At 70.8% G+C, this 16,872-nt stretch carries 17 protein-coding genes; 11 read left to right on the top strand and 6 right to left on the bottom strand.

All coding sequences use genetic code 11. The features are described 5' to 3' along the window. Positions 1-30 precede the first annotated feature (30 nt). Both AC1RTC_RS00155 and AC1RTC_RS00160 read left to right on the top strand, forming a co-directional pair. Positions 31-1,197, top strand: coding sequence for a mandelate racemase/muconate lactonizing enzyme family protein (locus tag AC1RTC_RS00155; RefSeq protein ID WP_493153427.1), 1,167 nt, complete (start codon positions 31-33; stop codon positions 1,195-1,197). Then, entirely contained in the window at positions 1,197-2,096 is a 900-nt protein-coding gene (locus AC1RTC_RS00160) for a 5-dehydro-4-deoxyglucarate dehydratase (protein ID WP_493154262.1), read from the top strand. Before AC1RTC_RS00155 ends, AC1RTC_RS00160 begins: the two co-directional genes overlap by 1 nt. Here AC1RTC_RS00160 and AC1RTC_RS00165 read toward each other — a convergent pair. The 6 genes from AC1RTC_RS00165 to AC1RTC_RS00190 are packed head-to-tail and all read right to left on the bottom strand — an operon-like array spanning position 2,093 to position 8,225. Beyond that, a complete protein-coding gene (locus tag AC1RTC_RS00165) occupies positions 2,093-3,049 on the bottom strand; it encodes an MBL fold metallo-hydrolase (protein WP_493154263.1) in 957 nt (318 codons plus the stop codon). The genes AC1RTC_RS00160 and AC1RTC_RS00165 overlap by 4 nt on opposite strands. A 5-nt stretch (positions 3,050-3,054) precedes the next feature. Then, positions 3,055-4,638, bottom strand: a complete 1,584-nt coding sequence (locus tag AC1RTC_RS00170) for an enolase C-terminal domain-like protein (RefSeq protein WP_493153428.1) — start codon at positions 4,636-4,638, stop codon at positions 3,055-3,057. Between the two features lie 8 nt (positions 4,639-4,646). Beyond that, positions 4,647-6,173, bottom strand: coding sequence for an aldehyde dehydrogenase (NADP(+)) (locus AC1RTC_RS00175; RefSeq protein ID WP_493153429.1), 1,527 nt, complete (start codon positions 6,171-6,173; stop codon positions 4,647-4,649). Beyond that, positions 6,170-7,018, bottom strand: a complete 849-nt coding sequence (locus tag AC1RTC_RS00180) for an SDR family NAD(P)-dependent oxidoreductase (protein WP_493153430.1) — start codon at positions 7,016-7,018, stop codon at positions 6,170-6,172. Before AC1RTC_RS00180 ends, AC1RTC_RS00175 begins: the two co-directional genes overlap by 4 nt. After that, entirely contained in the window at positions 7,015-7,488 is a 474-nt protein-coding gene (locus AC1RTC_RS00185; protein ID WP_493153431.1) for a nuclear transport factor 2 family protein, read from the bottom strand. The genes AC1RTC_RS00180 and AC1RTC_RS00185 overlap by 4 nt, the downstream gene beginning before the upstream one ends. Then, entirely contained in the window at positions 7,485-8,225 is a 741-nt protein-coding gene (locus tag AC1RTC_RS00190; RefSeq protein WP_493153432.1) for an RraA family protein, read from the bottom strand. The genes AC1RTC_RS00185 and AC1RTC_RS00190 overlap by 4 nt, the downstream gene beginning before the upstream one ends. Positions 8,226-8,323: 98 nt before the next feature. Between AC1RTC_RS00190 and AC1RTC_RS00195 the strand changes: the two genes are divergently transcribed. The 9 genes from AC1RTC_RS00195 (at position 8,324) to AC1RTC_RS00235 (ending at position 16,857) form a co-directional block, all read left to right on the top strand. Beyond that, positions 8,324-9,229, top strand: a complete 906-nt coding sequence (locus AC1RTC_RS00195) for an IclR family transcriptional regulator (protein ID WP_493153433.1) — start codon at positions 8,324-8,326, stop codon at positions 9,227-9,229. Between the two features lie 135 nt (positions 9,230-9,364). After that, the gene (locus AC1RTC_RS00200; RefSeq protein WP_493153434.1) at positions 9,365-10,633 is read left to right on the top strand and encodes an ABC transporter substrate-binding protein; all 1,269 of its coding nucleotides are present in this window, start codon (positions 9,365-9,367) and stop codon (positions 10,631-10,633) included. Between the two features lie 92 nt (positions 10,634-10,725). Beyond that, on the top strand, positions 10,726-11,718 hold the full coding sequence (locus AC1RTC_RS00205; RefSeq protein WP_493153435.1) for a LacI family DNA-binding transcriptional regulator: 993 nt from the start codon (positions 10,726-10,728) through the stop codon (positions 11,716-11,718). Between the two features lie 135 nt (positions 11,719-11,853). Further along, positions 11,854-12,744, top strand: coding sequence for a carbohydrate ABC transporter permease (locus tag AC1RTC_RS00210; RefSeq protein WP_493153436.1), 891 nt, complete (start codon positions 11,854-11,856; stop codon positions 12,742-12,744). After that, a complete protein-coding gene (locus AC1RTC_RS00215; RefSeq protein WP_493153437.1) occupies positions 12,741-13,577 on the top strand; it encodes a carbohydrate ABC transporter permease in 837 nt (278 codons plus the stop codon). The genes AC1RTC_RS00210 and AC1RTC_RS00215 overlap by 4 nt, the downstream gene beginning before the upstream one ends. Positions 13,578-13,633: 56 nt before the next feature. Beyond that, a complete protein-coding gene (locus AC1RTC_RS00220; RefSeq protein WP_493153438.1) occupies positions 13,634-14,800 on the top strand; it encodes a mandelate racemase/muconate lactonizing enzyme family protein in 1,167 nt (388 codons plus the stop codon). Next, positions 14,797-15,606, top strand: a complete 810-nt coding sequence (locus AC1RTC_RS00225; protein WP_493153439.1) for an RraA family protein — start codon at positions 14,797-14,799, stop codon at positions 15,604-15,606. The genes AC1RTC_RS00220 and AC1RTC_RS00225 overlap by 4 nt, the downstream gene beginning before the upstream one ends. Then, positions 15,599-16,498 (top strand): aldo/keto reductase, encoded by a 900-nt coding sequence (locus tag AC1RTC_RS00230; RefSeq protein ID WP_493153440.1) that lies wholly within the window; start codon positions 15,599-15,601, stop codon positions 16,496-16,498. Before AC1RTC_RS00225 ends, AC1RTC_RS00230 begins: the two co-directional genes overlap by 8 nt. Then, entirely contained in the window at positions 16,495-16,857 is a 363-nt protein-coding gene (locus AC1RTC_RS00235) for an L-rhamnose mutarotase (RefSeq protein WP_493153441.1), read from the top strand. Before AC1RTC_RS00230 ends, AC1RTC_RS00235 begins: the two co-directional genes overlap by 4 nt. Positions 16,858-16,872: the final 15 nt, after the last annotated feature.

Here is a 16,872-nt window from a genome sequence, read left to right on the forward strand (position 1 = left end):
CCGCCGCACCGCCCTAGGCTCGGAATTGCCATGACCCACAGCAGTCCCACAGTCAGCCGCATCCAGACCTTCCCCCTCGAGTTCGTGCTGCCCGACGGCGGCCACGGCGCCTCCAAGTCGCGGCCCTCCGCACGCACGGCGACCCTCGTCAAAGTCACCACGTCCGACGGAGTGGTCGGCTGGGGCGAGTCCTTCGGGCCGCCGAGGCTCATCGCGGAGTTCGTGCGCGACGCCGCACAGTACGTGGTCGGCAAGCCGGTCGACCGGCGCGAGGGAGTGTGGCTCGACCGCCTCACCCGCAGCTACCACCTCACGGGCGCCGGGCCGCAGGTCCTCGCGTTCAGCGGCATCGACATGGCGATGTGGGACGCGCAAGCGCGGACCTACGGCGTGCCGGTCTCCGCGCTGCTCGGCGGCGCCATGCGCGACGAGGTGCGCGCCTACGCCTCGACGGGCTTCTTCCACGAGGCCGGCGACAGCGGGCCGCTGCGCGCCTACATGGAGGAGGCCGTCTCCGAGGGGTTCACGGCCGCGAAGATCAAGATCGGCGGCGGCCTGCGCGACGACGTCGAGCGGACGGGCATCGCGCGCGACCTGCTGGGCGACGACGGCCTGCTGATGGTCGACTACAACACCAACGCGACCCTGGACGTCGCACTCCGGTCGCTCGCGGCAATCGCCCCGCTCGACATCCACTGGGCTGAGGAGCCGCTGCTGCCCGACGACACCGGCTGGCCGCTGCTGCGCGCCGCCGGCATCCCGCTCGCGGCGGGGGAGGCCCAGTACACGCGCCACGGGTTCCGCGACCAGATCGCGCAGCGGCGCGTGGATGTCGCGCAGCCCAACCTCTCGGTGTGCGGCGGCTTCACGGAGGCAAAGGCGATAGTCGCCCTCGCGACCTCCTTCCACGTGCGGGTGGCGCCGCACGTGTGGGGCACCGGAGTGCTTCTCGCCGCGACGCTGCAGCTCATCGCCTCGCTGCCCGACCTGCCCTTCGGGGAGCGGACGCCCTACCCTCCGCTCCTCGAGCTCGACCGCGGGGAGAACCCGCTGCGCGACGGCGTGCTCGTCGAGCCGGTCGTCGCGACGGCGGGCGTTGTCGCGATACCGTCCGGCGCCGGAATCGGCGTCGAGGTTGACGAATCGGCGCTCTCGCACTGGCTCATCGACACCCACGTCGTGGAGGTCGCCGCGTGATCACCTTCGACGGAGTGCTGTTCTTCCCTGTTACCCCGTTCGACTCGAACGACCGCGTCGAGCTGGGCCTCTTCCGCGAGCATGTCGAGCAGCGCCTCGAGTTCTCGCCGGGGGCGGTCTTCCCCGCGTGCGGCACGGGCGAGTTCAACGCGCTCGACGCCGACGAGGTCGCCGCCGTCGTCGCCGAGACCGTGCGCGTGGTGGGCGGCCGGGTGCCCGTCGTCGCGGGCGCGGGCGGGCAGCTCGCGCACGCGCGGGCGTGCGCCCGCAGCGCCGAGGCGGCGGGCGCCGACGCACTGCTGCTGCTGCCGCCCTACCTCCTCGGCGGGCCGGCCGCGGGCACGGTGGCGTACGTGGAGGCGGTCGCCGAGGCATCCGGACTGCCTGTCATCGTGTACCACCGCGGCACGGCGCAGTACACGGCCGAGGCGATGGTGCGCCTGGCCGCGAACCCGAAGATCGTCGGTTTCAAGGACGGCACGGGCGACGTCGCCCTCGCCCAGGACATCGTGTCCGCGGTGGCGGCGACGGGCCGGGAGGACTTCCAGTTCTTCAACGGGCTCCTGACCGCCGAGCTGTCGCAGGCGGCGTACCGCGGCCTGGGCATCCCGCTGTACTCGTCAGCGGTGTTCGCGATGGCGCCGCGCATCGCCGCCGCCCACTACGACGCGTATATCGCCGGAGACGAGGCGGTGCGCACGCGGCTGCTGCAGGAGTTCTACTTCCCGCTCGCCCGCCTGCGCGACCGCGTGCCCGGCTTCGGCGTCTCGCTCGTGAAGGCCGGAGTGCGCCTGGGCGGGCTGGACGTCGGCTCGGTGCGCCCGCCCCTGGTCGACCCCTCGCCCGAGCACCTCGCCGAGCTGGAGGCGCTCCTGGCCCGGGGCCACGACCTGCTCTAGCTCGCCGTCCACACGACGAGGCCGTCGAGACCGGTGCTGCGGGTGACGCGCCCGGCCGCCGCCCAGTCCTCGAGGTGGCCGACGAGCATGCTCGCCACCCCGAAGTCGACCTCGCCCACGGGCCACGGGCCGAGCGCGGGCTGGAGTGCGCGCACGAGCTCGAGCGTGGTTGCCGAGCGCAGTCCCGCGAGGGCGCCGAGCAGCTCGCCCTCGACGTAGGCGGTGTACCGGGCGGAGGCGGCGACGAACCGCCCGACCTCGGCGCCCCTCCGAGGTGCGAAGTGCGCGCTCAGCAGCAGGTCGGCGCCGTACGCCCCCAGCCGCTCGCACGTCGCCAGGTAGTCGGCGGGGTAGCGGTAGTTGGGCGGCATGGCGGGGTGCCCCGCGTAGTCGGGAACGCCGTCCCCGAGCAGCGCGTCCGCGATCAGGAGGCTGAGGGTGCTCTCGTCCCACAGCGCGAGGTGGCCGGCCGAGTGCCCGGGCACGTGCAGCAGCTCGACGGTGCGGCCGCCGAGGTCGACGACGTGCCCGTCCTCGACGAGCTCGTCGACGGTGACGGGCGCCGAGCGCTCGTGCTGGAGGGCGAGGAAGTCGTCGCTCCACCCGATGCCGTGCTCCGCGACGAACTCCTGGTAGCGCTCGGCGATCGTGCGGTCGGTGTTCCCGATGAGGGCGGCGTCGAGCTCGTGGGCGAGGATCCGAGCGGCTGGGGCGATCCGGCGGATGTCGGCGGCCCCGCCCCAGTGGTCGATATCGCAGTGCGAGACGACGACCGTGCCGATCTCGTCGGGGGAGCGGCCGATCTCCGCGAGGTACGGCACGAGGTGCTGCTCGAGCTGCCCGGCGATCCCCGTGTCGAAGACCAGGAGGGAGTCGGCACCCTCGACGAGGTACGCGGTGTTCCGTCGCGCGCCGAGAGGCATGTCGATCAGGTGCAGGCCCGCGGCGAGCATCCCGGTCACCAATGCGGCACCGGCGGCTGCACGAAGTCGGGGTAGCGCACCTGCATGGCGGCGACGTCGTCGCGTCGGCGCACGCCGCTCTCGAGCCACCGGGTGTGCAGGCGCGCGAGGGCCTCGCGGTCGAGCTCGATGCCGAGCCCGGGGGAGTCCGACACCGCGATCGCGCCGTCCGTGAACGTGTGCGGCCGGGTGATGACGTCGTCGGTCTGCCACGGGCGGTGCGTGTCACAGGCGTGCAGGCTGCCCTCGACGCAGGCCGCGGCCTGGATCATCGCGGCGAGACTGATGCCCAGGTGGCTGTTCGAATGCATAGAGAGCGACATGCCGAACGTGCTGCAGATCGCGGAGAGCTTCTGGGTCGCCCGCAGCCCGCCCCAGTAGTGGTGGTCGGTGAGCAGCACCTGCACGGCGTCGAGCGCGACCGCCTCCGGGATCTCGTCCAGGCGCGTGACGCACATGTTCGTCGCGAGCGGCATCCCCGTGGCGGCGTGAACGCGGCCCATGGGCGCCCTGCCGACGCACGGGTCCTCGAGGTACTCGATGACTCCCGTGAGCTCGTCGGCGACCCGGATGCTCGTGGCCTCCGACCACGCGCCGTTCGGGTCGAGGCGCACGGGCACGCCGGGGAACGCCTCGGCGAGGGCGCGGACGGCGGCGATCTCCTCGTCCGGCGGGAACACGCCGCCCTTGAGCTTGAGGGAGCGGAAGCCGTGCAGGTCGATCATGCGCTGCGCCTGGGCGACGATGCCGGCGGGGTCGAGCGCTTCGCCCCAGCCGTCGACGGGCGCCCCGGCCACGGGGTGCTCGGCCCAGCGGTAGAACAGGTACGCCGCGAAGTCGATGCGGTCGCGCACCTTGCCGCCGAGCAGCTGGTGCACGGGAACCCCGAGCACGTGCCCGGCCGCGTCGAGGAACGCGACCTCGAAGAGCGAGACGACGGTCGCCCGCAGTTTGTGCAGGCTGTTGTCGCCGAAGACGTTGTGGCTCGGCTTGTTGTCGACCAGCGACGGCGGCACGGTCGCCGCGGTGATGTGGGTCTCGGCGAGCTGCGCGAGGCGGTTGGGGGAGAGCACGGTCTCGCCCACGAGGTGCCGCGCGAAAGCGGTGAACACCCCGAGGTAGTCGTCGTCGCCGTAGCTCTCGCCGAGCCCGATCGTGCCGTCCGCCGTCTCGACCTCGACGATCGTGCGAGGCGTGTACGGCTGGTGCACACCCTGCATGTTGAGTAGCGGCCCGTCGGCGATGAGGACGGGCGTGACGCGCACGGCGGTCACCACCGCCCTGCCGAGGGAGGCCTCCGTCGTGTCCAGCAGGCGCAGCTGCTCGACGGTGACGTGCTCCCAGACCCGGTTCGTCATGTACGGCTCGACGTCGAGCCACCCCCGCACGCCCGACTCGTCGTCGAAGCGCACGTGCGCCGACGATCCTGTGACGCGGCCGGAGGCGTCGGTCACCGCTCCGCCGCCGATGAACTCGCCGCGCGCCCCCATCGCGGCGAGCCCGTCGAGGTGAGCGGGGCGGCTCGCCGCGCGGCGGTCCTGCGCGTCGGGGTAGTCGGTGGCAGTGACGACGAAGTACATGGTGCCTTTCAGGAGAGTCGGCCGTCGACGCGCTGCGGCACGCCGGTCGGGTTGTCGTCGCGCAGCTCGACGGGCAGGAGCGCCGCCGGGGCGTTCTGCCACGCCACGGCGCGAAGGAATCGGAGGATCGACGCAGCACCGACCGAAGTGCTCACGGACGACGTGGTCGCGGGGTAGGGGCCGCCGTGCTGCTGGGCCCACGTCACTGCGACCCCGGTCGGGTACTGGTTCCACAGCACGCGGCCGCAGCGCTCGGAGAGCAGCGCGACGGCGCGGGAGGCGAGCGTGCCGGGCGCGCCCTCGGCGTCCGTCGCGTGGACGGTCCCGGTGAGGGAGCCGGGCACGAGGGCGAGCACCGCGGTCAGCTCCTCCTCGTCGGCGTACGTGACGACGAGCGTCGACGGCCCGAAGCACTCCTCGAAGGCGGGGGAGTCGGCGCCGCGCTCGAGGACGGCGCTGGCGGGCATCGAGTAGAGGCTCACCCCGGCGAGGCCCTCGCCCGTGCCGAGCCCGGCGAGCAGGGTCGTCACTCCCGCGGCCTGGCTGAGAGCGTCGATCGACGCCGCCCAGCCGCCGCGGATGCGCGGATTGAGCATCGTCCCGGGGGCGACCCCGGCCGCGGCCTGCGTGAGCGAGGCGATGAAGTCGTCCGCGCCTGTGGGCACGAGCACGAGCCCGGGCTTGGTGCAGAACTGCCCGAGCCCGAGCGTGAACGAGCCCGCGAGGCCCGCGGCGAGCTCGTCCTTGCGCTCGGCGATCGCGGCGCCGGTGATCACGAAGGCATTGATGCTGCCGAGCTCGCCGAAGAACGGGATGGGCTCCGGCCGTGCGGCGGCGATGTCGAAGAGCGCGCGGCCCCCGGGCACCGAGCCCGTGAACGAGGCGGCCTTGATCGAGGGGTGCTTGACGAGCTGCACTCCCGCGGCCGTCCCGAAGACGAGCGAGACGATGTCGGCAGGGAAGCCCGCCAACTCGGCCCCGCGGCGCAGCGATGCCGCGCAGGCGAGCGAGGTCGCGGGATGCCCGGAGTGCACCTTCACGACGACGGAGTTCCCCGCGGCGAGGGCGCTCGCGGTGTCGCCGCCCGGCACGCTGAACGCCAGCGGGAAGTTGCTCGCGCTGAACACCGCGACGGGGCCGATCGGCACGAGCATCCGGCGCAGGTCGGGCACCGCGACGGGCACCGCGGCCGGGTTCGCGTGGTCGATGGTCGCCGAGAGGTAGCCGCCGTCCTCGAGCACCTCGGCGAACAGCCGCATCTGGTTGCTGCTGCGCGCGAGCTCGCCGGTGAGGCGCGGGGCGCCGAGCGCGGTCTCCTCGTCGGCGGCCGCGACGATGGCGTCCGCGTCGGACTCGAGCGCGTCGGCAAGGGCGCGCAGGAGGCGGGCGCGGTCGGCCCGCGTCGCCTCGGCGAGCACCCGGGATGCCCGGGCCGCCCGCGCGACGATCTCCTCGAGCTCGGCGTCCGTGGTCTCCGAGGCCACAGCCACGGGCTCGCGCCCACCGCGCGCGGCGACGCTCAGGATGCCCGTCATCCCAGCAGTTCCCGACTGAAGGCGGGGATCGTGGCCGGCGTCATGATGTCGACCATCTCGACCTGGGGCGCGCGGCCCTGGGTCAGCAGACCGCCGTCGACGTTGAACGTCTGACCGGTCACGTAGCCGGCCTCGTGCGCGCCCAGGTACACGACCGCAGCCGCGATGTCCGCACCGCTGCCGGGGTGGCCGAGGGGGATCTGGGCGCTGCGCAGCTCGCGCTTGTCGCCGGGCCACACCTCCTCTGGCTCGTCCTCAATGGCGATGTTGCCCGGCCGGATGCCGTTGACGCGGATGCCCCAGGGTGCCAGGTCGACAGCGGTGGCGCGCGTGAACGAGTCCATCGCGCCCTTCACGGAGTCGTACGCGATGTGGTTGCGGTGCGCGCGGTCGGCCCCGTTCGAGCTGATGTTCACGACGGCGCCGGGCTTGCCCTCGAGCGCGAGAGCGCGGCTCGCGCGCTGCGTGCAGGCGAAGAACATGTTCATGTTGCGCGTCACGAACTCCGACCAGTCGGCGGGGGCCACGGTGAGGAACGAGGCCCAGTTCGTGGCGCCGACGCGGGCGTACGCGTTGTTGACGAGCAGGTCGACCGTGCCGAGCCCGGCCTCGACCTGCGCGAACATCGCGTCGACCTGGGCGAAGTCGGTCGCGTCGCCCGCGACGGCAAGGGCGGTGCCGCCGGCGCTCGTGATCTCGGCGGCGACGGCGCGGGCGTTGTCGGGGATGATGTCGCAGACCGCGACCCTCGCCCCCTCGGCGGCGAGAGCGAGGGCTATTGCCCTGCCGATGTTGCGGCCGGATCCCGTGACGAACGCGGTGCGTCCCTCGAGGCGTGCTGTCATGATGTGCTCCCAGTTGTCCTGTCGATGGGCGAGGTCAGGGCGTAGCCGCGCCCTGGGTAGTCGTAGTCGGCGAGCTCGGAGAGCGGCCGGGCGGGGTCGAGCGGCGACGCGTAGTAGGCGCGGATCTCGCTGATGAGACCGGTCAGCTCATCGAACACGTACCACTCGTCGCCGCGCAGCACCGTGCCCTCGAAGGTCTTGAAGTGGGTCCACTCGATCACCGCCTGGTGCGAGTCGGGAGCGACCACGAGGCGGTCGATGGTCCACGCCGAGCCCTTCGTCGCGACGAAGTCGGCCCAGCGCTCGGCGATGAGCCTGCCGCCCCGCCACGCCCCACCGTAGGCGGCGGGCGGGAAGTAGTGCACGGCATCCGGGGTGAAGCAGGCGGCCATCTTCTCGACGTCGGCCTCGTTGCAGCCCTCGAAGTACCGGCGGATCGTCGCCTCGTAGGCGTCGGCCAGGCCGCTCACGATGCGGCCTCCTGCCACGCGCGGTACTCGGCGAGGGTCTGCTCGTTGGGCGGGTAGACGCCCCACAGGGCCTCGCCGCCGTGCACGCGCGAGTGGAGGTAGTGCTCGAGCTTCTCCTGCTCGAGGGCGGGCCCGGCGATCTCGGCCGCGAGGTGGCGGGGCACCACGATGACGCCGTCGGCGTCGCACACGACGATGTCGCCGGGGTAGACGGCCACCCCGGCGCAGGCGATGGGCACCTGCAGGTCGGCGACATGGAAGCAGCTGAGGCGGCTCGTGGAGGTCACCGCCTTCGAGAAGGTCGGGATCGCGAGCTCGGCGATCTCGGCACCGTCGCGGAACGCGCCGTCGGTGATGAAGGCGAGCGCGCCGCGGTGCATCGCCCGCGCGACGAGCATGTCGCCGGCGGTCGCCGCCGCGATGCTGCCCATGCTGTCGACGAGCATGATCTGGCCGGGGCCGATCTGCTCCACCGCCTGCCACTGCAGGTTGGCCGTGCCGGGGAGGCTCTCCAGCGTCTCGAGGTCCTCCCGGGCCGGGATGAAGCGCATCGTGAAGGCCTCGCCGACCACGCGCCCCGAGACCGGACCGAGTGCCGAGACGCCCACGAGGTACTGGTGGCGGAGGCCGCGGCGGAACAGCTGCGTGGCGAGCGTCGCGCTGCTCACCTGGCGCAGGGTGTCGAGCACCGAGGGGTCGATGTCAACGACAGCGGTGTCGCTGGATAGGGTGGACATGGCGGTGATTCCTCCGTATGGTCACGAGGTGTCCCAAATTCAGGGACGGCGTCCCCTCAATTGGGACGATGGCGTGATCAGCTTAGGGAGGGCTCCCCATGGGACCCACAGAAGACGGCCTCGTTCTCGGTCCCGGAGGCGAATTTCCCATACCCCTCGCGGAGGCCGATGAGGGCGTCCCATCGGGTGGGACTTCGATCGACGGCAACACTGCCCTCGACCGGGCCCTCGCCATCCTGGACTACCTCGCCACCGTGCGCAGTGCGACGCCCTCGCAGGTCGCGGCGGAGCTCGCGCTCAGCAGGAGCACCGCCTACCGCGTCATGGACCGCCTCCGCCGCAAGGGCTACATCGACGATGCCGGAACCGAGGGCACGTGGCGCCTCGGTCCCGCTGTTGCCCGCATGGCGCTCTCGGTGATCGAGACGAGCGACGTCGCGCGCGTCGCGCCGCCGTTCCTGCGCATCCTCGTGCACCAGGCCCGCGAGTCGATCGGGCTGGGTGTGCCGCGCGGCACCGACATGGTCTTCATCTACCGGGATGCCGGACCGCAGTCCGTCGCCGTGAACGCCGAGGTCGGCGCGCGGCGGCCCATGCACTGCACGGCCGTGGGCAAGGCGTACCTCGCGGCGCTCCCGCCGGACGAGCGCTCGGCGCTCATCTCGTCGATGCGCCTCACGCCCAAGACCTCGCGCACGATCTGGTCGCCCGAGGCGCTCGAGAAGGAGATCAACGAGGTCATCGCGCGGGGCTGGTCGCAGGACCTCATGGAGTTCGACGACGCGAGCACGTGCTGTGGCGCTCCGGTGCTCGACCACACCGGGCGCCCGGTGGGCGCGATCAGCATCTCGGGGGTCTCAACACGCGTGACGCCCCTGCTGCCCAAGCTCGGCGCTCTGGTCGTGGGGACGGCCGAGGCCGTCTCGCGGAGTCTCGGTTACACGCCGCAGTCGTCGCTCGCCGTGTCAGTGAATGGGAAGCGGGATCGTCTGGACTACGCTTAGTGCGCAAACATTTGACATTGTGCGCAAACGTTCGCATACTTCGGGGACAAAGCATTTGAGACGATGACGTCTGGTCGCTTCGCTGTGAATCTCATCGTGTTCAGTGCAGAACCCAAGAGGAATAAAGGAGCACACATGTTCAAACGCGCCACTGCAGGCAGGTTGCTCGCAACCGCCGGCATCGGTGTGGCCCTTGCTCTCGTGGCCAGCGGATGCTCATCCGCCGGCGGCGACGGCGGCAAGGTCACCATCGAGTTCATGCCCGTCACCTCGGCGAACCTCACCGCAGAGTTCTGGGGCGAGATCGTCGACGGGTTCGAGGCCGAGAACCCGAACATCGACGTGAAGTACAACACGGGAAGCGCCGAGGACTTCAACGCCTTCAGCAAGACCCTCTACGCCGCCGGCAAGCTGCCCGACGTGCTCACGGTGCTCAACACCGACCTGGCACAGCTGGGCGCTCTCGCGCCGCTCGACGAGGACTCGGTCGAGCCGTTCCGCAACGTCGACGACATCAAGCTCGACGACGTCAACTACTACGTCCCGACCGCCCTGCAGCCGCAGAGCCTGCTCTGGTACAACAAGGACCTGTTCACCGCGGCCGGTCTCGACCCCGAGAACCCGCCGACGACGATCAAGCAGCTGGACGCAGCAGTCCACGCGCTCAAGGCCGTCACCCCCGTGCCGTTCGCCTTCACCGGCGAGTGGACGAGCGGCTTCCAGATCGCATCGATGGCGCTGCCCCGCGTGATGGACGCCGACCCCGACTGGTACGCGCAGCGGCTCGCGGGCGACGTGACCTTCGCCGGGAGCGGCTGGGAGGACAACGCCAAGCTGCTCTCCGGCTGGAACTCCGAGGGCCTCCTCGGCGCGGGCGTGCTCTCGAAGGGCGCCGACTCCGGCGGCCAGGAGTTCATCGCCGGCGGCAGCGGCATCTACCCGATGGGCGTCTGGTACGGCGCGACGCTCGCGGCGGCCGACCCCGCCTTCGAGGTGGGCGTCTTCCCGATGCCGACCGAGAGCGGCGATCCCGCTCTGAGCGTCGAGTTCTCGCTCAACTACGCGATCTCGGCCGACTCGAAGCACCCGGCAGAGGCCAAGAAGCTGCTCACCTACGTCACCCAGAACAAGGATGCCGTCGCCAAGCAGCTCGCGAAGGACGGCCTCTTCTCGAACGCCAAAGACCCGGTGACGTACGAGCTCTCGGGCCCGCTGCCCCAGGTCGCGGACCTCCTCACCAAGGTCGAGTTCGTGGCCTCGCGCACCGGTTCCGGTGACGCGGTACCGCCGCCCGGCTTCGCCGACATGCTCACGCAGTCGGCCCAGTCCCTGATCCTCGGAGACGTCGACGCGGCAACGTACGCGAAGAACTTCGACGACTGGTGGGACTCGAACCAGGAGTAATCACGGTGACGGGAGTCGGTGCTCACCTGAGCCCGACTCCCGTTCCCGCCACTAGGATCGGCTGCGAGCGCAGCCAGGGAAGGTAGGTCGGCGTGGTCGCCACGATCAAGACTGTCGCCGATGCCACCGGCCTGTCCATCTCCACGGTCTCCCGCGCCCTGGGGCAGAAGGGAAGGGTCAACGCGGCAACGCGCGACCTTATCCTCCGCGCGGCGCGCGACCTGGGCTACGTGCCCAACCAGGCGGCCAAGACGCTCGTGACGGGGCACTCCAACACGATCGGCCTGGTCGTCCCCGACATCGCCAACCCGTTCTTCACGTCCCTGCTCAAGGGCGTGCAGCTGAGGGCCCGCTCGCGCGGCTACATCGTGCTGCTGGCCGATGCCGACAACGACGCGACGCTCGAGCGCGACGTGGTGCGCGAGATCTCCAACCTCACGGCGGGGCTCATCATCCACCCCGTGGCGGCTGCCACGACGGACGCGGACCTCGCCCACTACAACTCCGACAGCCTGCTCGTCGTGGTCAACCGCGAGGCCGAGGGCATGTCGTCGGCACGCGCCGACCTCGCCCTCGGACTGCGGCAGGCCGTCGCGCACCTCGTCGCCCTCGGGCACCGCTCGATCGGCTACCTGAGCGGCAGCGAGTACTCCTGGGCGAACCGGTACCGGCTGGAGGTGCTGCGCGCCGAGGCCGAGCAGCACCGCATCAGCGTCACCGAGTTCGGGCCGTACTCGACGACCGCGGACGGCGGTGCCGCAGCCCTCGAGCCGGTCGCCGCGTCGTCGGTCACCGCGGTCATCGCGTTCAACGACGAGATGGCGCTCGGGATGATCGCGCAGATGCGCTCGCGGGGGCTCGTCTGCCCCCGCGACCTGAGCATCATCGGCGGCAGCGACTTCCCGTACGCGTCCATGATCAGCCCCGCGCTCACCACGATCCGCGTCGAGCCCAACCGCGTGGGGCGCTCGGCGGTCGACCTCCTCGTCGATCTGATCGAGAATCCGGATGCCCGGTCGGTGCAGCGCGTCGCGCTGCCGACCGAGCTCGTCGTGCGCGAGTCGACGGGCGTCGCGCGCGCCTGATTCGCCCCCTCCGCGTCCCCCGTGGACCGCTTTGCGCAACAAGTTTGACAATGTGCGCAAACGTTGTCAGTCTAAGTACACGCACTTGCGCATCGACGCGCGGTGCTTCACCCCGAGGTCCAATGGAGGACGCCGATGAAGAGGTTCAGGACTAGAAGCCTCAACGACTCGTTCGTTCGCACGCTCATGTCGGCACCGGCACTGCTCATGGTGGTCGTGCTCATCGCGGTGCCGCTCGTGCTGTCGTTCTACTTCAGCTTCACCGACTGGCGCGGCTCCGGCTTCGACGCGAACTTCGTCGGCGTCGACAACTACCGCCGCCTGTTCGACTCGCCCGGGTTCGGCCGCGCGGTCGCCGTGACGCTCATCATCGCCGTCTCGTCGACCGTCCTGCTCAACGTCGTCGGCCTCGGCCTCGCGCTGCTGCTCAACCGCGCGGGCGTGCTGACCTCGCTCTACCGCTCGATCTTCTTCCTGCCGATGGTGCTCAGCCCGCTCATCGTCGGGTTCCTCTGGCGCACGCTGCTCGACTACGGCGGCGTCATCAACCAGCTGCTCGGCTCCTTCGGAGTCGCGCCCGTCGAGTTCCTGGGCAAGCCGGAATCGGCCCTCGCCTCGATCATCTGGGTGATCGTGTGGCAGAGCCTCGGCTTCAACATGGTGCTCTACCTGGCGGGTCTGCAGAACATCCCGCGCTCGCTCGTCGAGGCCTCCGTGGTCGACGGCGCCGGCCCGCTCTCGACCTTCCGCCACGTGACCTTCCCCATGCTCGCTCCGGTGCTCACGGTCAACGTGGTCTCGGTCTTCATCTTCAACATGCGCGAGTACGACCGCATCCTGGCCATCACGGCGGGCGGCCCCGGGGGGAGCACGCAGACCCTCGCCTACCGCGTCGTCACCGAGGCGTTCAGCCTCGGGTTCCTCGGCAGGGGCTCCGCCTACGCCGCGGTCCTCATGGTGTCGGTGGCGATCGTCGCCGGCGTGCTCATCACCCTCCTCCGCCGTCGTGAAAGGGATGTCCTGTGAAGCAGCGACCCGCCGCAGCCATCGGGAGGCAGGTCGCCCTGTTCCCGTTCCTCCTCATCAGCCTGGTGCCGATCTACATCATGGTGATCAGCGCGTTCAAGACGAACGCCGACATCCAGAGCTCGCCCCTCACGCTCCCGTTCGACAGGCTCACGCTCGACAACGTCGTGTCGGCGATCACGAACCCGCAGCTTGACATCATCGGCTCGTTCGGCCGCACGATCATCATCACGCTCGGGTCGGTCGGGCTCGCCCTGCTCGCGGGCGGGATGATCTCCTACGTGCTCGCCCGGTCCCTGAGCCGCTGGTCGGTGCTCGTCTACGTGGTGCTCATCGCGGGCATCCTGATCCCCTCGCAGGTGCTGCTGATCCCCGCCACGCGCGTGTTCCAGTTCCTGGGAATCGACGGCACGCTCTTCGCCCTCATCACCTACCTGGCGGCACTCCACATCCCGTACGTGATCTTCATCTACGTGGGGTTCATCAGGTCGATACCCCGCGAGCTCGACGAGGCGGCGACCGTGGACGGCGCCGGTGCGTTCACCACCTACTGGCGCATCATCTTCCCGGTGCTCAAGCCGGCGACCGCCGCGATCGCGATCTTCACGGGCCTCTCCTCCTTCAACAACTTCCTCGACCCGCTCATCATCCTGGGCCCGTCGGGCGGCAAGACGGTCACCACCGGCATCTACTCGTCGGTCGGCCAGTTCAACTCCGACTACGGCAGCGTCTTCGGCAGCCTGCTCGTCGCCGTGCTGCCCGTGATGATTGCCTACTTCATCATGCAGCGGCAGTTCATCGACGGCCTCACCGAGGGGTCGGTCAAGGGATGACAGCCACAGCCACCACCGAGAATCCAGCCCCTTCGAGAAAGCAATCGACAGCCGCTATGAAGATCACCGACGTCACGACAACCCATGCGACGAGGATGCACGGCCTCGACGAGCAGTGGTTCACGCACACGTTCCGCAGCGTCAAGGCCGACATGACCGTCGTCACCATCACCACCGACGAGGGCATCGTCGGCATCGGCGAGGCGTGCGCCTACGGCAACCCCGTGCAGATCGAGGACTGGGTCTCGTGGCTCGCCCCCACGCTCATCGGGGCCGAGCTCGACGACCCGCGCATCGTCCCGCGCCCGACCGGCACGTCGTTCGCGCGGCCCATCGAGTCGGCCTACGACTACGCCGTGGCCGCCATCGACTGCGCGCTGTGGGATGCCCGTGCTCGCGCCGCGGGCCTGCCGGTCAGCCGGCTCATCAACCCCGACGCGGATGACTCCGTGCAGTTCTACGCCTCGGGCGGTGTCCGCTACGACTGGCGGATCGACGACCCCGCCCAGCTCGTCGACGACATCGTCGGCTACGTCGCCGCCGGGTACTCGGCGGTGAAGTTCCGCCTCGGCACGCACTGGGGCTGGGACGGCGTGACCCCCGACCGCTTCCTGCGCCTGTTCGACCAGGTGAGGGCCGAGGTGGGCGACGGAATCGGCCTCGCCGTCGACGCGAACAGCCGGCTGAGCCGCGAGGAGGCGCAGGCGGTCGCCTACGGCCTCGACGAGCGCGGCGCCCTCTTCTTCGAGGAGCCGATCGCGAAGCGGGACATCGAGGGCTACATCGCCATCACCAACTCCGTCGGCCTCCGCATCTCCGGCGGCGAGACCTTCACGACCCTCGAGCAGTTCCGCCCGTGGCTGGAGCGCGGCGCGCTCAACATCGCCCAGCCGGACGCGGGGGTGTGCGGCATCACCGAGCTCCTCTCCATCGGGGCTATGGCCGAGCGCTACGGCGTCGACATCGTGCCGCACTCGTGGCACAACGGGGTCATGGCCATGGCCAACGCGCACGCGGTGGCCGCCCTGCCGAACGGCCTCATGGTCGAGGAGTCGCGCGCGCAGGGCCCGCTCGTGTGGGACTCGGTCGAGGGCGGATCCCGCGTCGTCGACGGCCGCGTCACCCTCACCGACGACCTGGGGCTCGGCGTGAGCGTGATCGACGGCCTCGCGGATACCTATCCCTATGTCGAAGGCCACTACGGAGTCGAGGTCTACCGATGAGCTCCACGGACGAGGCGGCTCCCGCGCGGCGCATCGAGGGCGTGTGGTCCCTTCCTGTGCGCGGTCCGCAGATCGCCCCGATCGACCCCGCCCTGCTCGAGGCGTTCGCGGGCATCGGCTCGGCCACGGCCTCCGCCCAGTTGCACCGCATGGGCATCACCCGGAGCTTCATCGAGGGCCCGACCACGAACGCGCCCGGTACGCGCATCGTCGGCAGGGCCGTGACGCTGCAGTTCATGCCACTGCGCGAGGACATCTACACGGACGCGGGGGAGACCCAGGAGTACGTCGAGCGGTCGACCGCGCTCTGGGCAGTGCTCGACGAGGTCGAGCCGAACGACGTGCTCGTCGTGCAGGCCTACGGCTCGCCGCGGTCGGGCGTGGTGGGCGAGATGCTCGCGCACCACTTCCACAACCGGGGCGGGCTCGGAATCGTCGTCGACGGCCGCATCCGCGACTCGCAGAGCGTGCGCGAGAACGGCACGCCCGTGTGGTCGCTCGGCTCCACGCCGCACTACGCGTCGCAGGGCACGCTGTTCGCCTGGGGATACCACGTGCCGGTCGCCGTGGGCGGCGCGCTGGTCATCCCGGGCGACCTGATCATCGCCGACGACGACGGCGCGGTCGTGGTGCCGATCAAGAAGGCCCCCGCGATCCTCGAGGCGAGCACGAAGCACGACACCTGGGAGGTGTTCTCCCGGATGCGCCTCAAGGCGGGCGGCTCGCTGCGGCGGTACTACCCGCTCGACGAGGTGGGGGAGGCCGAGTACCTCAAGTGGGAGGCGGACGGGCGCCCCCTTGAGTAGGAGTGCCACCCTCGGCCTCGGCGTCGCCGCGCTCTCCTCCGGCGCCGGCCAGCCTGAGGCGACCGCCGCGGTCGCCGCCGCCCTCGACGCGGGGGTCCGCTACTTCGACGCCGCGCCGTACTACGGGCTCGGGCAGGGGGAGCTCGCGCTCGGCGGTGCCCTGCGCGAGCTCGGCAGTGACGGCCTCACCCTCTCTACCAAGGTCGGACGCACCGTAGACCCCGAGACCCGGCAGTGGCACTTCGACTACTCGAGGGACGCGGTGCTCCGCAGCCTCGACGCCTCCCTCGGCAGGCTCGGCGTCGCCTCCGTCGATACGGTGTACGTCCACGACCCGGACAACCACGAGCGCGAGGCACTCGACGGCGCGCTCCCCGCCCTCCTCGACCTCAGGGACGAGGGCGTGATCGGCGCTGTGGGCGCTGGCATGAACCAGTGGCAGATGCCGCTGCGGTTCATCCGCGAGCTCGACCTCGACGTGCTCCTCATCGCCGGCCGCTACTCCCTGCTCGATGCGGGAGCCGCCGGCGAGCTGCTCCCCGAGTGCCGCGACCGCGGGGTGGCGGTCGTGCTCGGCGGTGTCTACAACTCCGGCGTGCTCGCGAACCCGCGCGACGGTGCATCCTTCGACTACCGGCCGGCTTCGGAAGAGCACCTCGCGCGCGCCCGCGCGATCCAGGAGGTCGCGCGCCGCCACGGCGTCGAACTCCGAGATGCCGCGCTCACGTTCTCCCGGGCGCACCCCGCCGTCACCTCCGTGCTGCTCGGGGCCAGCAGTGCGCAGCAGGTGCGCGCCAACGTCGCGGCGTGGTCGGCGGATGTCCCCGCCGCCCTCTGGCCCGAGCTGGCCGGTCTCGGGCTGCTGCCCGAGGGCGCGGTGATCCCGGAGTGACGTCCTCGGCCTCCGATCCCGGTGCCGCGGAGTTCGTCACGGTCCGCCGCACGACCGTGCGCGCCGGTCGGGCGGACGAGTACGCCAGGGTGCACTCGCGGATCCCGGACGCCGCGGCCGCGCAGTTGCGGGAGCACGGCATCCTCACCTGGACTATCTGGCGCGACGGCGACCGTCTCGTGCACGTCATCGTCTCCCGAGCGCCGTACGCGGAGACCATCGCGTCCCTGCGCTCGCAGCCGCCTGTGGACCCCGCGTGGAACGAGCGGATCGGCGGCCTGCTGAGCGCCGAGGCGGGGGCGGACGAGATCCTCCCGCCGGTCTGGGGGATGGACGGCCAGAAGCAGTGGTCTCCGTAGACCCGACCCGCGCCT

The sequence above is a fragment of the Rhodoglobus sp. GW821-FHT12B09 genome (assembly GCF_058809925.1).